Here is a 21,310-nt window from a genome sequence, read left to right on the forward strand (position 1 = left end):
CAGGCGCACTTTCCGTCAATGCCGGTTCGCTCGGCAACACGGGAGGTCATGTTGCGGCGCTGGGCGCGGACAGCCTCACGCTGGCGACGGTCGGCCTGCTGAACAACGGCTCGGGCGGCACCATCGGCGGCAATGGCAACGTGACCGTGCAGGCCGGACAGATCGCAAACGCGGGTTCGATCACGGCGGTGCAGTCGCTGATCGCCAGCGCCGTGCAGACGCTGTTCAATGGCGGCACGCTGGCGGCGAACAGCAATGTCACGCTGTCCGCAGGTTCGACGCTGACGAACGCAAACACCGTCGCGGCGGGCCATCTTGCAACGCTCTCCGCTGCGACATTCGACAACAGCCACGGCAACCTCGGTGCAGACCAGCTCGCGCTGCATGCGGCGAACCTCGTTAACCACGGCGGCAGCATCACACAGACCGGCACAGGCGCGATGACCGTCGATGTAACCGGCACGCTCGACAATTCGGGCGGCACGCTGCAGACCAATAGCGACGGCCTGGCGCTCGGCCCTGGTTTGCTTATTAACGACGGCGGCACGATTCTCGACGCCGGCATGGGCACGCTGACTATTGTTCCTGCCAATGGTGCAGGTTCCTTCTCCAACGTCGGCGGCCAGATCATTACGGCGGGGCAACTCGCCGCGTGGGCCGGTAGCCTGAACAACGCGAACGGCGTGCTCGCCGCGCGAGGGAACATTGCAGCAAACATCTTAGGCGACTTGAACAACGCTCAAGGGGCGATACGCTCACTGTCGTCGCTGTCGCTTGCGACTGGCGGAGCCCTGACGAACACGAACGGACAAATACAGTCCGGCACCGGTACAGCGGGCGACGAGGGTACGCTCGGCCTTCAGGCGGCGTCCGTCGATAACACGAACGGTCTTGTCGGCAACCTCGGCACGGGAGACACGACCGTGCAAGGCGGCAGTCAGATCGTGAACACGGGCGGCGTGATGACGGGTAACGGCAACGTCGCCGTCGATGCGTCAGCGCTCGTGAACACGCAGAACGGCCAGGTGAGCGGCGCGAACGTCGCCATGCGGGCCGATGTCGTCGACAACAGCAGCGGCCAGATTGGCAACCTGACTGGCTCGAATGGCGATGTCGCGATCACGACGACCGGCGCGCTCACGAACACAAACGGACAGATTGGCGCGACCCATAACCTGTCCGTCAATGCCGCAGCGCTCACGGGCGGCGGAGCGTACAGCGCGGCCAATGACGTAGCGGTAAGCGTACAGGGCGACTTCGCGCCGACGCAGGATTTGCAGTTCGCCGCAGGTCATGACCTCAGTTTCACCCTGCCGGGCAGGTTCAACAACAGCGCGACGCTCGAAGCGGTGAACAACTTCGGCATCAATGCGGGCGATATCGCCAACAGCGGCGTGATGATGGCGGGCGGCACGCTCATGACGCACTCGAACACCCTGAAGAACACGGGTGCAATCGTTGGCGGCAGCGTCTCGCTCAATGCCACGCAGTCCATACAGAATGTCGGGCCAACCGCGCTGATCGGCGCGACGGACAGCAACGGCATGCTTGAACTGCTCGCGCAGGACATCGAGAACCGCGACGACACGACGATAACCGACACGCAGGCGACGACCGCAATTTACGGTCTTGGCAAAGTCGTATTGGCCGGTGGCAAAAACGCGGACGGCAGTTACACGAATGCGAACCTGATCCGCAACCAGTCGGGCCTGATCGAATCGGCGGGCGACATGGAACTGCACGCCGCTCAGGTGACGAATACCCGCACGACGATGACGACGACCGGGCTGAATCAGCCGGTCGATCCGGCGCTGCTGGATCAACTGGGTATCAGCCTGACCGGATGCACTGCGGTCAATATGGCCGCCTGTTCCGGTCAGAATGTGGGTTGGTCCAACGCGAACCCGACCATGATTGGCGGCGTCAGTATCGAGCCGCCGCATGGGGGGCAGTGGAACAGCGGCTACCAGTACACCACCTATACGGGCGTGGCGCTGGCGAACCTGACCGCAACCATCAGCCCGCAGGCGCAGATCATTGCGGGCGGCAACCTGGACGCGTCAAAGGTGGGTCTGTTCCAGAACTACTGGAGCGCGGTTGCGGCGCTGGGCAACATCGCGGCGCCCGTCACGCTCGACCAGAACAGCTGGCAGGGCCAGAGCGCTCCCGAACTACAGGTCACGTATTCGGGCTACTACCACTACAACAACTACGACAACTCTGAGCACAACTGGACATTGCCGTTCGGCAATGCGCCGTTTGTCGGCTCGAATCCAGGCGGCTACCAGGCGGCGCCCGCCGACATCCACCATTACTCCCTGCCGGGCTACGAAGCGAGCTTTGTCGCGGGCGGCACGCTGTCGGGTACGGGCATCAGCATCGACAACACGGCGGGCAACGCGGGGATTCCGTCTATCGGTCTTGCCGCTGGGCAGTCGCTCACGGGCGTCAATGCGGGCGCGGTCAGCGGCAGCGCGGCCCGGATCGATCCGGTCATGACCAGTGCGACGGCGGTCAACGTCCTGAGCAACCTGACCGTCCCGCAGGGCGGCCTGTTCAAGCCGGCTACGTCACCGGGTGCCGGTTATCTGATCGAAACGAATCCGGCCTTCACGAACCAGAAATCGTTCATTTCGAGCGACTACTACCTGCAACAACTTGGCCTGAATCCGCAGGCGACGGAGAAGCGTCTCGGCGACGGTTTCTACGAGCAGCAGCTCGTGCGCAACCAGGTTACGTCGCTGACGGGCAAGGCCGTACTCGGTCCGTACACCGACCTCCAGTCGATGTACCAGTCGCTGCTTGCCGCAGGCGCATCGCTCTCGCAGTCGCTGAACCTGCCGCTCGGCATGAGCCTGTCGCCTGAGCAGGTGGCGGTGCTCACCAGCAACGTCATCATCATGCAGACCGAAGTGGTTGACGGCCAGTCCGTGCTCGTGCCGGTCGTCTATCTTGCGAAGGTGAGCCAGCAGAACATGAACGGCCCGCTGCTCGCCGCGACCGACATTGACATTCAGAACGCGCAGACCTTGACCAACAGCGGCACGGTGCAGGCAGGCAATACGTTGTCGATCCAGGGCAACCAGATCAACAACGCATTCGGCTCGCTGCAAAGCGGTGGCCTGATGTCGCTGACGACGAAGGGCAATGTTGATCTGACCTCGGCGACGGTGAATGCGGGAAGCCTCGCGTTGAACGCGGGCGGCGACTTGCTGCTGAATACGGTGGTGAAGACCGTCGAACAGGTTAGCGCAACAGGTGCCACACGCACCACAACCGCGCTCGGCCCCATTGCGAACCTGAACGTGACAGGTGACGCGCTCATCGTGACCGGCGGCAATGTCGAGCAGAATGCGGGCAACCTGAACGTGGGTGGCAACCTCGGCATGGCCGTGGGTGGTAACTATGACCTGGGTTCGGTGCAGACCGGCGAACACAAGATCGTGGCGGGCGCCAACGGCGTCTCGAATACCAACGCCAATCAGACGACCGGCAGTTCGTTGAACGTCGGTGGCGTTTTGCAGATCGGCGTGGGCGGCGACCTGACGGCCACGGGCGCGGACCTGAATCTGGCTGGCGGCGGCACGCTCGCAGCGAATGGCAACGTCACGCTGCAAGCGGCGAAAGCTACCTCCACCACCGACAGCAATAGCTCGGGTAGCGACAGTCACGGCAGCTACTCAGAATCACTGCGCCGGTCCGACGATACGCTCACGGCGACAACGCTCAATGCCGGCAATTCGCTGACCGTGGCGTCAGGCAAGGACATCAACGTCACTGGCAGCGCGATCAGTCTCGACAAGGGAATGGCGACGCTGGCGGCAACGGGTAACGTCAAGATCGGCGCAACGACAGAAACGCATGTCGATAACTCGCAGGAACAGCACAGGCACAGCAATGTCGTGAGCGGCAAGGAAGTGTCGAGTGCGTATGACACCACGACGACGCTTTCGCAGGGCAGCATGGTTTCCGCCGATGCCGTGACCATCGCGAGCGGCAAGGATATCAATGTCACGGGCAGCATCATCGTTGGCACGAACGACGTTGCGCTCAGTGCCGCGCATGACGTGAACATCACCACGTCACAGGACACCATGCAGTCCTCCAGCAGCTATCAGGAGAAGCGCACGGGCCTCGGAACGAGCGGGTTGACTGTCACAGTTGGCACCAACAAGCTCTCGACCACCGACCAGGAGTCGAGCGTCACGAACAACGCGAGCACGGTCGGTTCGATCAACGGCAATCTCTCGATCCAGGCGGGCAATACGCTGCACGTCACGGGCAGCGATCTTGTCGCGGGCCAGAACGTAACGGGCATCGCAGCCAATGTGATTATCGGCGCGGCGGCGGACACCTCGCATCAGGCGCAGACGCAGAAGACGAGCAGCAGCGGCCTCACGATCGGCCTCGCGGGGTCGGTGGGCGACGCGATCAACAATGCGTATTCGGAATCCCAGGCGGCCAGCCGGTCGGCCGGCAGTGGCAATGACCGGGCGGCGACGCTGCACAGCATCGCGGCGGCGGGTGACGTTGCGCTGACGGGCATGGGCGCGAAGACGCTGGCCGATGGGGGCAAGCCCGACATCGGTATCAAGGTCAGCATTGGTTCGAGCAAGAGCCAGAGCCAGTCGTCTGAGGACCAGGCAACTCAGCGTGGCTCCAATGTGCAGGCAGGCGGCATGGCGGCGTTCGTCGCGACGAATGGCGACATGACTATCGCCGGGTCGAACGTGAGCGCGAATGATGTCGTATTGGCTGCGAAGAACCAGGTGAACGTCATCAACACGACAGACACCGACTCGACGCGTAGCTCGAACAGTTCGAGCAGCGCAAGCATTGGCATGCAATACACGTTTGGCGGCGGCTTTGGCGTCTCGGCGGCGATGGCGAACGCGCATGGCGATGCGAACAGTGACGCGTCGATCCAGAATGCGTCGCATGTGAACGGTGCGAACAGCGTTACGGTGATATCGGGCGGCGATACGAACATCATCGGCTCACAGATCAACGGCAAGCAGATCGCGGCCGACGTGGGCGGCAACCTGAACATCGCGAGCGTGCAGGACACGATGACGAGCGCCGCCCGGCAGGACAGTTCAGGCGGCGGATTCGCAATCAGTACGGGCGGTGGCAGTGCGAGTTACAGCCAGACGAATGCGAACGCGAACGGCAGCTATGCGGGTGTCAATGAGCAGGCGGGGATTCACGCGGGTACGGGTGGGTTTGATATTGGTGTCCACGGCAACACCGATCTCAAGGGCGCTACCATAGCCAGTGACGCCACGCCGGAGAGGAACACGCTCAGCACTGGCACACTGTCCTTCTCGGACATGCAAAACAGTTCGAACTACGATGCGAAAAGCAGCGGATTCTCGGCCGGCGCTTCAATGGGCTTGCCGGACAAGGTGGTTGGACCGGCCTCGGTGCCGAACTCGGGCGGTATCACGCCGTCTCTTGGCCAGCACGACAGTGGCAGTGACAGCGCGACGACACGCAGCGGCGTGAGCGCCGGCGCGATCAATATTACTGACACTGACCATCAGACGCAGGACGTGGCGAGCCTGAACCGCGACACGTCGGACACGAACGGGACGGTCGCGAAAACGCCGGACCTGAACAACCTGCTGGATCGGCAGGCCGACATGATGAGTGCGGCGAGCGCGGCCGGTCAGGCAGTGGTGACGCAGATCGGCAACTATGCGGACCGGCGTCTGCAGGAGGCTCGGGATGCGGGCGACCAGGCGGGAATTGCGGCGTGGTCTGAGGGTGGCAGCGCGCGCGTGGCGATGCACACGGCAGGCGGTGCGCTGGTGGCCGGACTCGGCGGCGGCAATGCGTTGGGCGGCGCTGCGGGTGCGGCGACGTCGGCGGTACTGGCGGGGAACCTGAACGATATCAGTAACGCGGTGACCGGGGCGAATCCAACCGGTGACGCCGATGCGAACCGAACGCTGGGCAATATCCTGGCCAATGCGCTGGCCGGAAGTGCGGGCGGACTTGTGGGTGGGAGTTCGGGTTCGTTCAGCGGTGCGAATGTCGATCTGTATAACGAGCGTGCACACTGCGACAATGGCAGTTGCGAGGGTGGCACGGGTTCAGTGCTCTCCGGCATCGGAAGCTGGATTGCTGACCAGTTTGCGAGTGCGGGGCGCGGCGCGCAGAACATGGGCAACCAGTTCGCGGCGCTGGTGAACGCGAACGGCCCGCAGGGGCCGTATGTTGATCCGAACGATCTGGGTGGATCCGGACCGGGGCATCCGCCCACGGCATCGGGCGGCGGTGCGGTGGTGACGCCGCCGGTGGTTGCATGTGGTCCGGCCGGTTGTGTTGTGTCGCCACCGGTTGCGGTGCCTGGGACGGCCGGATATGTGCCCAGCAATGCGACGATCAGTAGTGGGAACGGCGATAACGAGGCAGGAGGCAATGGTTCAGGCGACGTCAATCTGGCGTCGCCCGATCGAACGAGCCATATATTGACCGGGGACTCAACGGGCGGAGGTCACCAATGGCCAGGTGGTCCCGGTAAGTCAGTGTTTCCGGAAAACTGGTCGGCCTCGAAAATTATGAACACCGTTTCCGATATCGCTACAGATCCGTCCATTCCTGAGACAGTTCAAGCCAATGGCAGAATAGTTAAGAATGGCTCTCGCGATGGCATCGACATTCGTGTAGTTATCGAGCCGGCGAGTAAGGGTGGCGGAATCGTTACGGCGTTTCCGACAAATGTTCCTAGAAATCCGAAATGACGATGCAACAAGAACCTTATGACGAGATTGAACGATTGATGCGTGAATCTCTCGTGCAAGTTGAGAGAGAAATCTCTGAGCAAGATCGCAACGACGTGGCTGAATATATTGAATTCGGCGAGTATGGTGTGGCTTATGAGTTGCTGACTTGCGTTCTTGACAAGCAGCAGATCGTCTACCCGGAACCGCTAAATGTCGCGGGGAAGATGATGGGTATGAGTACCTGACGTAACAAACAGCAAACCCGGCCGCAGCCGGGTTTGTCGTTTGTGGAGTCGTTCAATCTGGCGTGATGACGAGCCTGCCGTGCTCGACCTGGATTCTCACGCGCTGGCCGGGCGGGAAGCCGGCCTGCTCAAGCCAGATGCCGGCGATGCGCAGCCACGGAAAAAACCTTGGTGTTCGCCAGGGCCTGCCGGGTTTCGGTGAGGGTCGCCAGCGCATGATCTCCTGGACGGTGGCGTGTCGCTCGGGATGAGCGTGCAATGCTTTAAGATTGGCGTCAGCCATGATCAACTCCTCTAATGAGTTGGTTGTGGTCAGCGGGCCGTGAGTGCTGGTAACACTCACGGCCCGCGCTTCGTTTACGCGGTGCTGCGTTCGGTGCGGCGCCTGAACGGTTCGAGAAGCTGTTCGGTCATCGCGAGCAGGAAGAAGCCCCAGACGATGGCGGCATAGCACCAGAAGCTGTCAAGGTTCTTGAGCCAGATGAAGTGCGAGGAGCCAAAGATGCCGAGCAGCGCAAACGCAAAAAGGATGGCTGAGACGTATGGAAAAAGTACCCATTTCCAGCGAAAGTACATCTCCTTGTGTAGCTCGCCGATGAGGGCGTAGGCGAAAGCGGCAATGCCACCAGACCAGAATGCCTTCAGGGCAAAGATTCCGAAAAAGAGCCAGGTCTGTGTGCTCATCGGCACGTCATCGGGGATGTCGAGCACGATGGCGCCATCCAGTGCGATCTGCGGGCCTGTAGCCAGGAAATAGGCGACGACGAGCATGGGCCAGGCGAGGATCTTGGAGAGGTCCTGAAGGCTTTTTACATCGGTGAGCTTGGGCCTCAGATCGGTCATGCGGCTTCTCTTCTCTAGCGGCTACCCTTCGGCGCGCTCGCGCGCGGCCTTGACGGAGTAAGCGCATGAGGTCCGCGATGCGTCGTTACCGCGTAACGCGGGTCGGCGCAATTCTGGAGCAGTGATATGCACACGCCCTGTTCCGCCGGGTTTGCCGTCGCACTACGTGCGCCGTCAATCCCGGCGGGAGGAGATTGCTTCGTGATGCGATGTAATTGAGATACGCGGAATGTGTCTTCTGGCAAACTCGCGCCTTCTGGCCAGAAACCGCGTCGGGGCAAAAAATTGCAGATGGAAACGCGCATCATGGAAAACCGGTTTGCAAGTTCCTGTCGAGTCAGGAGAAAACGTGAATCGACAACGGCGGGCGTGTCGGGTGCGTGTGTTCAGAACATCACGAGTGTGCAGGACGTGACGAACAGCGCGGCGCATCAGAGCAGCGCGGGTGGCGGCTTCACGATCAGCCAGGGCGGCGGAAGCGCAAGCTTCAGCGCACAGAACGGCCATGCGGACTCGAAGTATGCGGGCGTCAATGAGCAGGCCGGGATGAATGCGGGCGATGGCGGTTTCGACGTCAACGTCAAGGGCAATACGGATCTCACTGGCGCGGTGATTTCGAGCACGGCGGACGCCTCGAAAAACAGGCTGACGACCGGGACACTCACGTATAGCGACGTTCAGAACCAGTCACATTACGACGCCAACAGCAACGGTATCAGCGCGGGTGTGGGCGTTGGTGTAACAGGAAAAGCGACCGGCCCCGGCTCGGTCAGCGGTCAGCCTGGCGTCTCGCCGATGATTTCGCAGAACGACAGCGGCGATTCGAGCGCGACGACGCGTAGCGCCATCAGCGCGGGCACGATCACTGTCACTGACGGCGAGCATCAGACTCAGGACGTTGCGAGCCTGAGTCGCGACGCGACGGACACGAACGGCACGGTTGCGAAAACGCCGGATGTGAACGATATCCTCAATCAGCAGGCTGACACGGTGCAGGCCGCCCAGGCGGCAGGACAGACGGTGTCGCAAGGTATCGGTGCGTATGCGGATATAAAGCGCGACGACGCGGTTACCGCGCTCCAGGCCGCGAAGGATCGGGGCGATACCGAAGGCATTGCCGCCGCGCTGGCTGACTACAACAACTGGGCCGAAGGCGGTGATTCGCGTGCAGAACTCCACGCGGCGGGTGGCGCGCTGATCGGTGGACTTGGCGGCGGTAGCGCGTTCAGCACGATTGGCGGCGCTGCCGGTGCGGGTTTGTCCTCGCTTCTTGCGCCGCAGACGAGGGAACTCAGCGACGCTGTAGCGGGTGCGACCGGCTCGTCGCTGATCGGGAACCTGGCCGGGAACATCGCGTCGGGGATCGGTGGTGCAGTCATTGGCGGGACGGCCGGCGTGGCAGGCGCGTCGAACGCGAACCTCTACAATCAGGGCAACAACAAGGACGAGGACAAGGCTCGTCGTCTTGTCGAACAGGCAATTGGGGTGCCCCCTGGCACGACGCAGGGACAGTCGATTGGAAATCTGGTCGACCAGTTTATCGGGATGGTAAAGAGCGGCGCTGCTGCGAAGATGTCAGAGTCTCCAACTGACCTGATGGCGCAGGGCGCGGCGAACGGCATCAATGCCGTCATCGGCGCTAAGGGTGGCGAGCCGCCGACGGCGAGCCCGGGACTGGTGCTGGTGGACTCTGCGACCAAAGGCGTGGCGAACGCTGGGATCGGAACGCCGGGGTACGTGCCCAGCAATGCAACGATCAATAACGGGAACAACGATTCAACTTCCAATGCATCAAACGAAGGTAGCAACAGCGGCAATACAGGCTTTGACACGTCTAATCTAGAGGGCAAGTTAAAAGACTATTTGTTGAACCCAGACCACTCGCAGAACCAGTCCAAAGCAAATTGGTTTAATCAGGCTTTAGGCTTCGATCAAACCAGCTGGCAAGATCTTGCTTCCCAGGTGCGCTTCGACCCGGCAACCGCTGTACCAACAAAGACGGGTCAATACGGACAGACCTACGAGCAGGTTATTTCAATCACCGGTCCAAATGGAAAGACGATTGATACAACGTTTGTCTTTATGAAGGACAATTCAGGAACGGTCAGATTGGTAACGGGAATTCCTGCAAAAAAATGAGCGCAATGAAAGAAAACGATACCTTCCAGCTATCTAGACCGGTTGAGGCAGAACTGATCGGTGAGCATACTGCGGTAACTTTGCCGACCGGGACGACTGTTGCCGTTGTTCTAGTCTTCGGTGATCCTACATCTCCCGAAGCATACGAGATCGAAGCGTATTTACCTGAAACTGACAGGTATGCGCTTGCCACGATTGCGGCAAGAGATATTTGACAGATAACTCGTCAATTTGCAGCAACCCCGGTCGTGGCCGGGTGCGCCTCACTCAGCCGCATACCGAGCGATAAACAGATTCAAGAACCAATCTAGCAATGAAAATTCGAAAGAGGCTGGCGGCGCTGCCGCTCACAGCCCTGGTATCGCTCGCGTCGAACGCGCAGCATGCGCCGACGCCAGCCGATGAAGCCGCCGCCGCACGGGCCAACGCCGAGCAGAACCAGCAGATCCAGCAGCAGCGCGACGCACAGCAGCGTGACGCAACCGTGCAGGCTCCCGCCGTGCGTTCGACGCTGCCAGAAATCGAGGGCTACCCATTGTTGCCGGTCGAGACACCATGCTTCCGCATCGGCAAATTCGCGCTTGATGTCCCGACAACCCTGCCCGATGCGGTGCGCAGCAAGGGAGCGTCAGCCCTATCACTGGACCCGTTCGCCTTCGCGCGCGAATGGCTCGATCACTACAGGGGCCAGTGCGTAGGCAAGTCCTGCATTGACACGCTGACCAAGGGGCTGCAGCAGGCGATCCTGAGCCGTGGATACGTGACCACCCGCGTGCTCGTCCCGCAGCAGGACCTGTCCAGCGGCACGCTGGCATTCGCGCTCGTTCCTGGCATCGTGCACCAGCTCCGCTTTGCCGATCCTGCCACGCGCGGCACCCTGAAATCCGCATTCCCCGCCCGCGACGGCGACCTGCTGGACCTGCGCGATCTTGAGCAGGGGCTGGAGCAGATGAAGCGCGTGGCGTCGCAGGACGTGGACATGAAGATCGAGCCGACGGACACGCCGGGCGAGAGCGATGTCGTCGTGAGCGTGAAGCGCTCGAAGCCGTGGAGCTTCGTCACGTCCGTCGATAACTCGGGCACGGATGCCACCGGCAAGTGGCAGGGCAACGTGAGCCTCGGCATCGACAGTCCGCTGGGACTGAACGACATACTCACAGTCGGCGCAAATCAGGACCTGTCGTTCGGCAACAAGTCGCTCGGCTCGCACGGTTTCAACGGTTCGTACTCGCTCCCATGGGGTTACTGGACGGCCACGCTGTCCGGCAACACGAACACGTACTACCAGAACATTGCGGGCGTGAACCAGACGTTCGTGTCCAGCGGCAACTCGCAGACAGCGGCACTCAGGCTCGCGCGTGTACTAAGCCGCAGCCAAAGCGACGTGTTTGGCGTGGAGTTCCAGATATCGAAACGCTTCGGCGAGAGCTTCATTAACGACATCGACATACCGCAGCAGCGGCGCAACAACACGTTCATCGAAGCGGGCCTGACCGACCGCCACTACGTCGGCGCGGTGCAGTTTGACGGCACACTGGCGTATCGTCAGGGCATCGGCGGACTGGGCGCGACGGCTGACCCGTATCCCGATGGCCCCACGTACCGCTACCACATGACCGTGCTTGACGCGAACCTGTCGATCCCGTTCGCCGTCGCCCAACAGAACTTCCGCTACGTGACGACCGTTCACGCACAGTTCACCAACGACACGCTGTTCTATCTGGACGACCTCACCATCGGCAGCCGTTACACAGTGCGCGGCTTCGACGGTGAAACCATGCTGGCGGCAGAGAAAGGTTTCTACTGGCGCAACGAATTGCAGTGGCCTATCGGACAGACGGGACAGGCGCTGTACGCCGGGATCGACTATGGCCGCGTGTTCGGTCCGAACACGACGTTTCTGGCCGGAACGCAACTGGCGGGCGCGGTGATCGGCATCCGCGGTGGTCTGCCTTCGCGCTTTGTCGGTATCTCCTACGACCTGTTCGCCGGGACGCCGGTCTACAAACCCAGCGGCTTCCCGACATCGCGCGTGACGGTCGGCGTGCAGGCTACGGCGCAGTTCTAGCGTGCCGTGGGGGAATGGATGTTTGAAGGTGCGAGGGGAAAGAAATTTCCCCGACACGCCGCCCGGAAAGCCTTATTCGGCGGGGCTGTTTATCACAGGGTGTGATTTGTCCACACCATTGCGAGCAGATTCCGTTGATAACTTTCCCATGCACGGCGCCACGGCCAAATGAGTGATTTCAACCAATATGGCGGGTGTATGCTCAAAGCGACTGCTTGTCGATGACAGCACCCCACCACGCCGGATTTTGGCGGTGGCTCTTTCAGGATCAAACCGTGCCGGGCGCTCAGCGCCTGTTGCGGCAGCGGGTTTTACCGGCGTGAACGCGATGCTCAGGACGAACCCAGTTGCATCGATCGGCCTGTCAGATGACTGAGCCCACGCGTTTCACGGTGCGTCACCTCAGCGTCTACCGTTATTCGGAACCCGTGCGGTTCGGCGAACACCGGATGATGTTCCGACCGCGCGCCAGCCACGACTTGCGCCTCGTCACGAACCAGTTGGTGATTACGCCGACGCCGTCCCGGCTGCACTGGCTACACGACGTGTTCGACAACTCCGTGGCGGTCGCGAGTTTCGCGGGCAAGGCGAGCGAATTGCGCTTCGATAGCGAAGTGACGCTGGAACACTTCGAAACGCCCATGCCCGATTACGCGCTCGAACCGTACGCAGTGAACTGGCCGTTCGCGTACACCAACGAGGAAGCGTCCGATCTCGTGAATGCGCGCAGCCGCCAGTATCCGGACGGGGACGTGGACGAGTGGGCGCGGCGCTTCGTTCCTGTGCACAGCGGCGGTGCGAGCGGCAAGAGCGGCAAGAACGGCACCGGCGGCACGATGGCGCTGCTGCGCGCGATGACGCTCGAAATAAAAAGCACGTTTTTCTATGTGCGCCGCACGGAGAAGGGCGTGAACCGTCCTGGCGACACCTTGCGCAACCGCAGCGGCAGTTGCCGCGATTTCGCGGTGCTGATGATGGACGCGGTGCGCTCGCTCGGTCTCGCGGCGCGCTTTGTGAGTGGTTATCTGTTCGTGCCGGAGCACGACGCGACGCAAGGCGGCGGTGCGACGCATGCATGGCTGCAGATCTATTTGCCGGGCGCCGGCTGGGTCGATTTCGATCCGACCAATAGCATAGTCGGCAATCGCCATCTGATTCGGGTGGCGGTGGCGTGGAATTACTACCAGGCGTTGCCGTTATGGGGCACATGGCATGGCGCGCCGCATTCGTTTCGCGGTTTGCAGGTCGATGTGAGCGTGACCGAAGGCGAGTGAGGGTGAGCCCGATGAAAGGGCTTGTACAAACCGAACGTGTTAGCTGGGAGCGTCAATTCAGGTTGCTCACCGGGCGCGTCAACTGAACGTTTCAACTGGAAGAGGGCGCCGCGATGAAATTGCGCGTTGGCTACGAGCTGGTCTATGAGTGCGTGCAACCGACGCCGATGATGTTGATGTTGAACACGCACTATTCGCACGCGAAGGACGTGCTGAGTGCGGATTTGCTGGTGGTCGATCCGCCGGTGCCGATCAGGCAGTATCGCGACGGCTTCGGTAATTTGTGCAGCCGGATCGTCGCACCGCAGGGACGGCTCGCGTTGTCGACGAGTGCCGTGCTCGAGGTCTCGTCCGAACCGGAGAGGCGGCCGCCGCTGACCGAGCAGTATGCAGTGGAGGCGCTGCCTGACGATTCGCTGGTATTTCTGCTGGGCAGCCGTTACTGCGAAACTGATTTGCTATCCGAATTTGCGTGGCAGACGTTCGGCAAGATGCCGCTTGGTCGCGGGCGGGTGGATGCGATTTGCAACTACGTGCACGAGCACATCGTATTTGGCTACGATTTCGCGCGGCCGACCAAGACCGCCTGGCAGGCGTGGCAGGAGAGGAAGGGCGTGTGCCGGGATTTCGCGCATCTGGCCGTGACGCTGTGCCGGGCGATGAATATACCGGCGCGTTATTGCACGGGGTATATCAGCGATGTCGGCACGCCGCCGCCGTATGCGACGATGGACTTTGCCGCGTGGTTCGAGGCGTATGTTGGCGGGTGCTGGCAGACATTCGATCCTCGGAATAATGTGCCGCGTACAGGTAGGGTTTTGATGGCTCGGGGACGCGATGCGGCCGATGTCGCGATCAGTAATGCGTTTGGGCCTACGCAACTGCTGAAGTTCGATGTGGTGTGCGAGGCTATATAGGAGGCTCATTCGCCAAGGGCCGGCGCGCGCACCGGCCTGACTGATCCGCGTCAGCCGCCCCGATAAGCCTGTTCAAGCAACGCGATATCGAGCTTGACCATTTTCATCATGGCTTGCATCACGCGGCTGGCTTTCGCGGCATCCGGGTCGCGCAGCATTTTAGGGAGTGCGTCCGGCACGATCTGCCACGACACGCCGAACCTGTCCTGAAGCCAGCCGCATTGCATCGGCGCGCCGCCGTCCAGGAGCTTCGCCCAATAGCCGTCGACCTCCTGTTGCGACGCGCAGTGCACGAACAGCGAAATAGCCGGCGTGAAGCTGTATTGGGGGCCGCCGTTCAAGGCCATGAACTCCTGACCTTCCAGCTCGAAGGTGACGAACAGCACGTCTCCCTTCGGCCCGGGGCCGGCGTCCGTGTAATGCATCGTGGTGGTGATGCGGGAATGCGAAAACACCGACGTGTAGAAGCGTGCGGCATCTTCGGCATTACCGTCGAACCACAGGCATGGCGCAATTTTTTGCATACGAGCTCCTCGTCATGGATGGGAGCGTGGCTTATTTCTGCCCGCACTCCATACTCTGCATACCTTGCTGAATCTGTTCCGGGGTCAGGTCGCGCTTATGCGTGGCGAGCGACCAGCTGTGGCCGAACGGGTCCTTCAACTGGCCGTAGCGGTCGCCCCAGAACATGTCGGCAAGTGGCATGGCGACCGTCGCGCCGGCCTCGACGGCCTGCTTGAAACTGGCGTCGACGTCTTCGACGTAGTGGTGAATCGTGACCGGCGTGCCTTTTAGCGCGTTTGGGCCCAGCGCGTTGTGGTCAGGCCATTCGTCGGTCAGCATCAGCATGGAGTCGCCGATTTTCAGGCAGGCGTGCATCATTTTGCCGCCGGGACCGGGCAGGCGGTATTGCTCGACGGCGTTGAAAGCCTTGGTGTAGAACGCGATGGCTTCCGCGGCGTTGGCGCAAATCAGATACGGGGTCAGCGAGTGCATCCCGTCCGGGATCGGTTTGACAGCGGGGCTGGACATGACGGCGACTCCTTGAAGTAACAGGTTTGTGAGTTGAAAGACCGACTGCGTGAGCCAGGCCTTCAACGTTACGACGAGTGCGTCGCGTTTGAATCGACACTCCGGAAAAAATATTTTTTAAGCACGCCCGTGCGGCGTGGGTGTGGGTGTGGACGTCTGCGTGGACATCTGCGCGGGCGCAGGCGCGTGCACGGGCGTGCGGCGCAGGTCGCCGCGCGGATTCAATCGGCCGGATTGTCTTCTCCCGGCGTTATTTCAACCGGCAGGATTGTCGTCATCCGGCGGCGCGGCGGGGGTGGACGGTGCCGACGGCGTCGCTGCTGCGCCGCCTGGCGCGCCGAGGACGCTGATCTGGAACGTCGAGGTTGCCGCGAGCGATTGCAGCGTCGCGTCTTCCGGAATGTGTTCGAACAGCGGCAGGATCACCGAGCCGCCGATCACCGCGCGCCGGCTATTGTCGGCCGGCCGCAAACCCCATACGTCCTGGTAGACCACCGGCACGGCGACTCCGTTGCGGGTCGTGTTGCCGATGTACAGCATCACATGGCCGCTGATGTAGATCAGCGTGCGCAATGGTTCGCCATGCTGGGCGAGGTAGTCGAGCCGTTGCGCCGGCGTCGAGCCGGAAAGATCGATCATGCGTCCTGCGCTCATTTGCGTCGACGAATGGCGTGGCAGCCACACGCCGAACGTCGCGAAGATGCTTTGCAGTTCCGACGAACAATCGTTGTAGAGACCGCTATTGCCCCAGCCGTACGGCCGCCCGATCAGCGTTTTCATCAGCATTGCCAGATGCCGCGGGGTCGCGGCGAGCGGCATGGGAGCGATCTGCGCATCGCTCAGGTGGGCGGTGCGGATGATCGCCTGGCCGTCGACGTCGCGGGCCGGGACCAGGAGTTTGCGGGCGGCGGGGGCGCCGGCGGCTTCGCTTGCGGTTTTACCAGCCTGTGTTGCGGGCCGCACGGCGTTGTCTGGCACGAGCGGCAGCAGCGTGCCGGCGGGCGCGTCGAAGCGGAACACGCCGCGGCTGTCGCGCACCGGCGCCGAGGCAGCTGTCACCGCGCCCAGTGACCTCGCGGTGGCGGCGCGCCACGTGTCGACGAAGGTGTCGTCGGTCATGCCGACGCCGTCGCTGCGCACCCAGCCTTGCACGTCGGGCGTTTGCACGTAGCGCCACGCGCCGTCGACGCTGCTGCCCAGCACATACAGCGGCGTGCCGGGCCGTACTGCCGAGATCTGAAGGTTGTCGAACGGATAGCCTTCGCCGGCCAGGCGGTGATCGTAAAACGACGGGTCCATGGTCGGCAGTTCGCGCACCATCAGGTTGCTGGTGGCAATTGCGCGGCGTGCGGGCTTGTAGACGACCTCCTGCGTGAACTGGCCGACCGCCATGTTTTGCGCGATGGTGTCGATCCACGCCTTGTCGTGCGGCCGGAAATTTTCGCCGTAGCCGAGCGCCGCGCCGCTTTTGCCGGTGTTGTCGAACTTGTCGATGCGGCGCTGCTGCAGCGCGACAATGTCCGCGCCTTGCTGACGGTAGACGCGCATCGTCACGTAAGCGGAATTCCACGGCGACGGCGCGGCCGTGCCGGTGCCGAAATAGCGTGCGTAGAGGGCGCTGAAGTGCGCCTGCTGATCCGCGGGGCTCAGGAACGGCTGATCGTAGCCGGGGCTGTCCGGTTCGAGCCAGTGGTCGACGTTCTGGTCGTAATTGGCGATTGGGAACAACGCGACCGTGTCGACGCGCGCGTGGGCGTCGCGGGTCGGCGACGGATTGCTGCAGGCGGTGAACGTAGCAGCGGCTGCAAGGGCGGCGCATAACGTGGCGGCACGGCGGGCGTGCGGCAAGCGGGCGGCGAGGCGTGTGGCAAAGCGTGCAGCAGTGGGGGGCAGGGCGGCGACAGGCATGGAGTTCGGCGGTGATGGTCCAAGGGCACGATGATACGGTGTCGCGCGAGGCGCCGGGCGGTGGATGCTTGCTGCATCGACGCGGAACGAGCTAGCCAGGCGTTCTCACGCTTACAGGTTACTCGCGGGCATGAGCGCCACGTTGCGCGACACGGCGGCGGCATGAAGCCAATTGCCTGCGCTGTGCCTGCACGGCGTTATGAGTGTATTTACACAACGCTTATGTGTTTTCATTGAGGTTCGAATCGTCAATTACGCTGTGCCATACCGCACTCACGCACAAGCGGCCGCGCAGGCCGGGTGTTTCGTTACGCTCGACACATCGCCTCGAATCGTCTTTCACGAGGCTCCACAACCAGGAGAACAACATGCAAACCAGCGCACGCAATCAATTCGCCGGCGAAGTCGCCGAAGTCAAACACGGCGCCGTGAACGACGAAGTCACGTTGCGCACCCCGGACGGTCTCGAGATCGTTGCGATCATCACACACGGCAGCGCGACATCGCTCGGTCTCGCTGCAGGTAAGAAGGCATTTGCGCTGGTCAAGGCGTCGTCGGTGATCGTGATGGTCGACGTGGCGAAGAGCCAGGTGTCGGCGCGCAACTGCATCGCCGGCACCGTGTCGGCGGTGACCAGGGGTGCTGTGAATTCGGAAGTGACGATCGCCGCAGGCGGCGCGCAGATCGCCGCGATCATCACCAACGAAAGCGTCGACCGCCTCGGCCTTGCGAACGGCAAAGCGGCGACGGCGATCTTCAAGGCATCGAGCGTGATCGTCGGCGTCGAATAACGATCGCTGCGTGGCGCTGCCCACCGGCTTAACGTCTGGACAAAGCCATCAGGCCGCACGCAGAGCGGGCGGAAAGAGGGCGGCATGCGCAGTGCGGCGTGCCGTGAAGGAAACGGCGGCTTGCTTTACACTGCAGGCCTCGCTGCTCCTCTTTCCCGCTTTCATCACGGACACCGTCATGTTCGAAGTCTCCTCCGCCTCGCATCTCCCCAAAGCCGCGCAATACGAAGAGCTGGTCGCCCAGGCGCGCGCGCTGCTCGCCGGTGAAACCGACTGGATCGCCAACGCCGCGAATTTCTCCGCTTTCGTGTTCCATTCGCTGAGCGATCTGAACTGGGCCGGTTTCTATTTCCACGATGGCCGCGAGCTGGTGGTCGGGCCGTTCCAGGGCAAGCCTGCTTGCGTACGCATCGCGCTCGGCAAGGGCGTGTGCGGCACGGCAGCGCTTACCCGTCAGACGCAAGTGGTGCGAGACGTGCATGAATTCCCCGGCCATATTGCCTGCGATTCGGCATCGCAATCCGAAATCGTCGTGCCGCTCGTCGCACCGGACGGCACGCTGATCGGCGTGTGGGATGTCGACAGCCCGGTCGTCGCGCGCTTCGACGCAGAAGACGCGAAGGGCATGGAAGCGCTATGCGCAGCGTTTATCGAAGCCGCGCTGCCGCGCGCGTCGTAGGCGTTTCAGGAAAGGCTGATCCAGCGGTGCGGCGGCACCCTATGCTGTTTCGTACATAGACTAGATGCACTTCAGGGGATAGGTCGGCGGACCTCATCCCGCTATCGTTCTCTCCACGCGCTCAAGACACCCCGAAGGCAGTTCCCTTGGGGGACAGCACATGAGCGCGACGAACCCCCACCAGGTTTTGGAGACATGCGTGAGTTCCGCCACCGTTGCCCCGCTGACATTTCAACGCTCCCTCGCTTTACCCCGCAATTGCACCTTCGATAGCCACGACTGGGAGATTCTCAGCCGCTACTGGCATCCGGTGGCGTTCGCCGCCGACGTGACCGATAAACCCATCAGCGTGACGCTGCTCGACGAACTCTTGGTCGTGTTCCGTTCCGCTCGAACGGCCAACTGGTGAGCGCACGCGACATCTGTCCGCATCGCGGCGCGCCGCTTAGCCAGGGGGCGACAACGGCAACATCGTGTGCCCGTATCACGACCTCGCGTCCGTTTGCGACGGCAAGTGCAAGCACATTCCGTCGCAAACGGACGAAGGCGTCGAAGGCCGGTGTGCGTTGGGTCATGAGGCGCGGAGTATCCCCGCAATAGCGAACGCTTTATGAGGTGCGCGATGACGGGCGTGCCGCAGCCGGAACTGGGGAATACACCGAGGGAAACGATTCGCGCCGGGAATGCGCGGCTGGCGCGGCGGCTCCGGCCAGGGAAAGCCGCTATCATGCTCACGGTTACCCGGCGGATTGGACCGAATCGGCCGGCTTTGCCAGTTGCGCCGTACGCGACAAGAAAAACGCTCAATCGCTTTCCTCATTCGTTTTCAATAACCAGGAAATTCAAAGGCCGGCGCGATGCAAGATCACCACTACGCCGAAGCGCGCACACGCGACGCCGCGCTTTCAGCGGCGCCATACGGCATGTTCGTCTGCATGGCCGACGGCACGTTCGACTCGGTCAATGCTGCTTTCGAAAAGCTCACCGGTTTTACCGCCGCGGAATTGATCGGCCGGTGCACCTTTGAGTCCTTGCACGACCCGGCCGAACTCGCGAGGCGGCGTGCCGAATTGCCGCCGCTGTCGGCGGTAGGCTCGCGCTATGAAGGCGAATGGACCTATGTGCGGCGCAACGGCACCCCGATTCGCGTGGTGTTCGCGTTGGCGCCGCTCGCCGCCGAGCCGGCGTATCCCGGCGGGGTAGCCATGGGGCCCGCCCGCTATGTCGGCATGGCCATTGACATGACGCGTTACGCGCAATCCGAAGCGCGCCTGTGGTACGTCGCGCATCATGACGGCGTGACCCGCCTGCCGAATCAGACGCTGTTTACCGAACGCCTCGAGCTGACGATCGCGCGCTGTCGGAGAAGCGGCAACGGCTTTACGGTGCTGATCGCCGAGCTCGATCATTTACGCAAGCTGCGCGATGCGCTCGGTTTGCATGCGGCCGAACTGGTGTTGCAGATCGTCGGCGAGCGGCTGCGCGGTCTCTTTCCCAACGACGGTACGATTGCCTCGATCGGTGGCACGCAATTCGCGCTGCTGATCAATGAGACCGGCGCGGCGGCCGATGCTTTCGCGGCTGAGGCACTGGGTCGCATCGCCGAATCGATCGACTACGCGGGCACCGCGCTGAACATCACGGCGAGTATCGGCATCGTCGCCTATCCTGCCGACGGCGCCGATGCGCCGACGCTGATGCGCCGCGCGGGCGTGGCGTTGTCGGCGGCTTCGGCGGTGAGCGGCAGCGCGGTGCGGCGCTTTTCCACCGCGCTCGAAGGCCAGGCGGCGCGCCGCTTCGAACTGGGGGCGATGCTGCGCGAAGCGCTCGAACGTCAGCAACTGCATCTCGTGTATCAACCGCAGGTGACGCTCGCCAACGGACGCATCGCGCAAGTGGAGACGCTGCTGCGCTGGAATCATCCGCAGCGTGGTTTGATCAGTCCGGTCGAATTCGTGCCGGTTGCGGAAGAGTCGGGGCTGATCGAGCAGATCGGCGAGTGGGTGATCCGTACCGCGTGCCGCGACGCCGGCAAATTGCTGCGGCTCACCGGAACCTTGCCACGGGTCGCGGTGAACGTGTCGCCGCAGCAGTTCCAGCAGCACAATCTGTTCGAGACGATCCGCGAGGCGCTCGAAGATGCCGCGCTCGATCCGTCGTACCTTGAAGTGGAAATCACTGAGGGCGTGCTGCTCGGCGATACCGAGCAGGCGTTGCAGACGCTGCATGCGTTGCGCGAATTGGGCGTTGAGGTCGCAGTGGATGACTTCGGCACCGGCTATTCGAGTCTCGCCTATCTCACGCGTTTTCCGCTGAACCGCCTGAAAATCGATCGCTCGTTTGTGATGCGCATGAGTACCGAGCCGCAATGCGCAGCACTCGTCGGCGCCATTATCGCCATGGCGCATGCGTTAAAGCTGCGGGTGACGGCCGAGGGCGTGGAGACGGCCGAACAGGCCGCGCAACTGGAAGCGCTCGGCTGCGACGAGGCGCAAGGATTCTGGTTTTCGCGGCCCATCACCATCGCGGCGTTGCGCAATTTGCTGAAGCCGTTGGGCTCCGCTTGACGATCCGGCTGACGTTGGCAATCCCGCTGCCAACTTGAAGCCGCGGTCCTTCAGTCGCCGCAGCGCGTCGCCTAGCTAAGCGCACAAGAGAAAGGGGCCGATTGGCCCCTTTTCGTTGG

Annotated in this window: 16 protein-coding genes and 1 pseudogene; 12 read left to right on the top strand and 5 right to left on the bottom strand. The window is 62.3% G+C overall.

The window, feature by feature from the left end; all coding sequences use genetic code 11:
- Both P3T22_RS31350 and P3T22_RS31355 read left to right on the top strand, forming a co-directional pair.
- Positions 1-6,746: hemagglutinin repeat-containing protein (locus P3T22_RS31350; protein WP_429327065.1), on the top strand; the 6,746-nt coding region annotated here is incomplete at its 5' end.
- A 2-nt stretch (positions 6,747-6,748) separates the two neighbouring features.
- Positions 6,749-6,973: a hypothetical protein gene (locus P3T22_RS31355; RefSeq protein ID WP_429327066.1), complete on the top strand. Its 225-nt coding sequence runs from the start codon at positions 6,749-6,751 to the stop codon at positions 6,971-6,973.
- Between the two features lie 52 nt (positions 6,974-7,025).
- Here the strand turns inward: P3T22_RS31355 and P3T22_RS31360 are convergent, their stop codons facing one another.
- Together P3T22_RS31360 and P3T22_RS31365 are read right to left on the bottom strand one after the other, a co-directional pair.
- Positions 7,026-7,256, bottom strand: a complete 231-nt coding sequence (locus tag P3T22_RS31360; protein ID WP_429327067.1) for a SymE family type I addiction module toxin — start codon at positions 7,254-7,256, stop codon at positions 7,026-7,028.
- A 74-nt stretch (positions 7,257-7,330) separates the two neighbouring features.
- Positions 7,331-7,816 (bottom strand): hypothetical protein, encoded by a 486-nt coding sequence (locus P3T22_RS31365; protein WP_429327068.1) that lies wholly within the window; start codon positions 7,814-7,816, stop codon positions 7,331-7,333.
- Between the two features lie 546 nt (positions 7,817-8,362).
- Between P3T22_RS31365 and P3T22_RS31370 the strand changes: the two genes are divergently transcribed.
- The 5 genes from P3T22_RS31370 to P3T22_RS31390 all read left to right on the top strand — a co-directional run bounded on the left by P3T22_RS31370 (position 8,363) and on the right by P3T22_RS31390 (position 14,214).
- Positions 8,363-9,955 carry a DUF6883 domain-containing protein gene (locus P3T22_RS31370; protein WP_429327069.1) on the top strand — a complete coding sequence of 531 codons (1,593 nt, stop codon included), beginning with the start codon at positions 8,363-8,365 and terminating at the stop codon, positions 9,953-9,955.
- Between the two features lie 5 nt (positions 9,956-9,960).
- Positions 9,961-10,170: a hypothetical protein gene (locus tag P3T22_RS31375; protein WP_236720894.1), complete on the top strand. Its 210-nt coding sequence runs from the start codon at positions 9,961-9,963 to the stop codon at positions 10,168-10,170.
- Between the two features lie 98 nt (positions 10,171-10,268).
- A complete protein-coding gene (locus P3T22_RS31380) occupies positions 10,269-12,023 on the top strand; it encodes a ShlB/FhaC/HecB family hemolysin secretion/activation protein (RefSeq protein WP_429327070.1) in 1,755 nt (584 codons plus the stop codon).
- Positions 12,024-12,391: 368 nt separating this feature from the next.
- Positions 12,392-13,297: a transglutaminase family protein gene (locus P3T22_RS31385; RefSeq protein ID WP_429327071.1), complete on the top strand. Its 906-nt coding sequence runs from the start codon at positions 12,392-12,394 to the stop codon at positions 13,295-13,297.
- Positions 13,298-13,410: 113 nt separating this feature from the next.
- Positions 13,411-14,214: a transglutaminase-like domain-containing protein gene (locus P3T22_RS31390; protein WP_063495206.1), complete on the top strand. Its 804-nt coding sequence runs from the start codon at positions 13,411-13,413 to the stop codon at positions 14,212-14,214.
- A gap of 50 nt (positions 14,215-14,264) precedes the next feature.
- Here the strand turns inward: P3T22_RS31390 and P3T22_RS31395 are convergent, their stop codons facing one another.
- The 3 genes from P3T22_RS31395 to P3T22_RS31405 form a co-directional block, all read right to left on the bottom strand.
- Complete coding sequence (locus P3T22_RS31395; protein ID WP_063495207.1) at positions 14,265-14,738, bottom strand: VOC family protein; 474 nt, start codon at positions 14,736-14,738, stop codon at positions 14,265-14,267.
- Between the two features lie 31 nt (positions 14,739-14,769).
- Complete coding sequence (locus tag P3T22_RS31400) at positions 14,770-15,246, bottom strand: VOC family protein (RefSeq protein WP_429327072.1); 477 nt, start codon at positions 15,244-15,246, stop codon at positions 14,770-14,772.
- Positions 15,247-15,501: 255 nt separating this feature from the next.
- Positions 15,502-17,154: an SH3 domain-containing protein gene (locus P3T22_RS31405; protein ID WP_429327073.1), complete on the bottom strand. Its 1,653-nt coding sequence runs from the start codon at positions 17,152-17,154 to the stop codon at positions 15,502-15,504.
- Positions 17,155-17,522: 368 nt separating this feature from the next.
- Between P3T22_RS31405 and P3T22_RS31410 the strand changes: the two genes are divergently transcribed.
- The 5 genes and pseudogenes from P3T22_RS31410 (at position 17,523) to P3T22_RS31430 (ending at position 21,191) form a co-directional block, all read left to right on the top strand.
- Positions 17,523-17,945 carry a TOBE domain-containing protein gene (locus P3T22_RS31410; protein ID WP_063495209.1) on the top strand — a complete coding sequence of 141 codons (423 nt, stop codon included), beginning with the start codon at positions 17,523-17,525 and terminating at the stop codon, positions 17,943-17,945.
- A gap of 178 nt (positions 17,946-18,123) precedes the next feature.
- Positions 18,124-18,624, top strand: coding sequence for a GAF domain-containing protein (locus tag P3T22_RS31415; protein WP_063497838.1), 501 nt, complete (start codon positions 18,124-18,126; stop codon positions 18,622-18,624).
- 199 nt (positions 18,625-18,823) lie between these two features.
- A complete protein-coding gene (locus tag P3T22_RS31420) occupies positions 18,824-19,033 on the top strand; it encodes a hypothetical protein (protein ID WP_063495210.1) in 210 nt (69 codons plus the stop codon).
- A pseudogene (locus P3T22_RS31425) lies at positions 19,030-19,238 on the top strand (Rieske 2Fe-2S domain-containing protein). The gene P3T22_RS31420 and the pseudogene P3T22_RS31425 overlap by 4 nt, the downstream one beginning before the upstream one ends.
- Before the next feature lie 243 nt (positions 19,239-19,481).
- The gene (locus P3T22_RS31430; protein WP_429327074.1) at positions 19,482-21,191 is read left to right on the top strand and encodes a putative bifunctional diguanylate cyclase/phosphodiesterase; all 1,710 of its coding nucleotides are present in this window, start codon (positions 19,482-19,484) and stop codon (positions 21,189-21,191) included.
- The last annotated feature ends 119 nt before the right edge of the window (positions 21,192-21,310 follow it).

Origin of the sequence: Paraburkholderia sp. GAS348, assembly GCF_050434205.1 — a bacterium.
GTDB lineage: Bacteria > Pseudomonadota > Gammaproteobacteria > Burkholderiales > Burkholderiaceae > Paraburkholderia.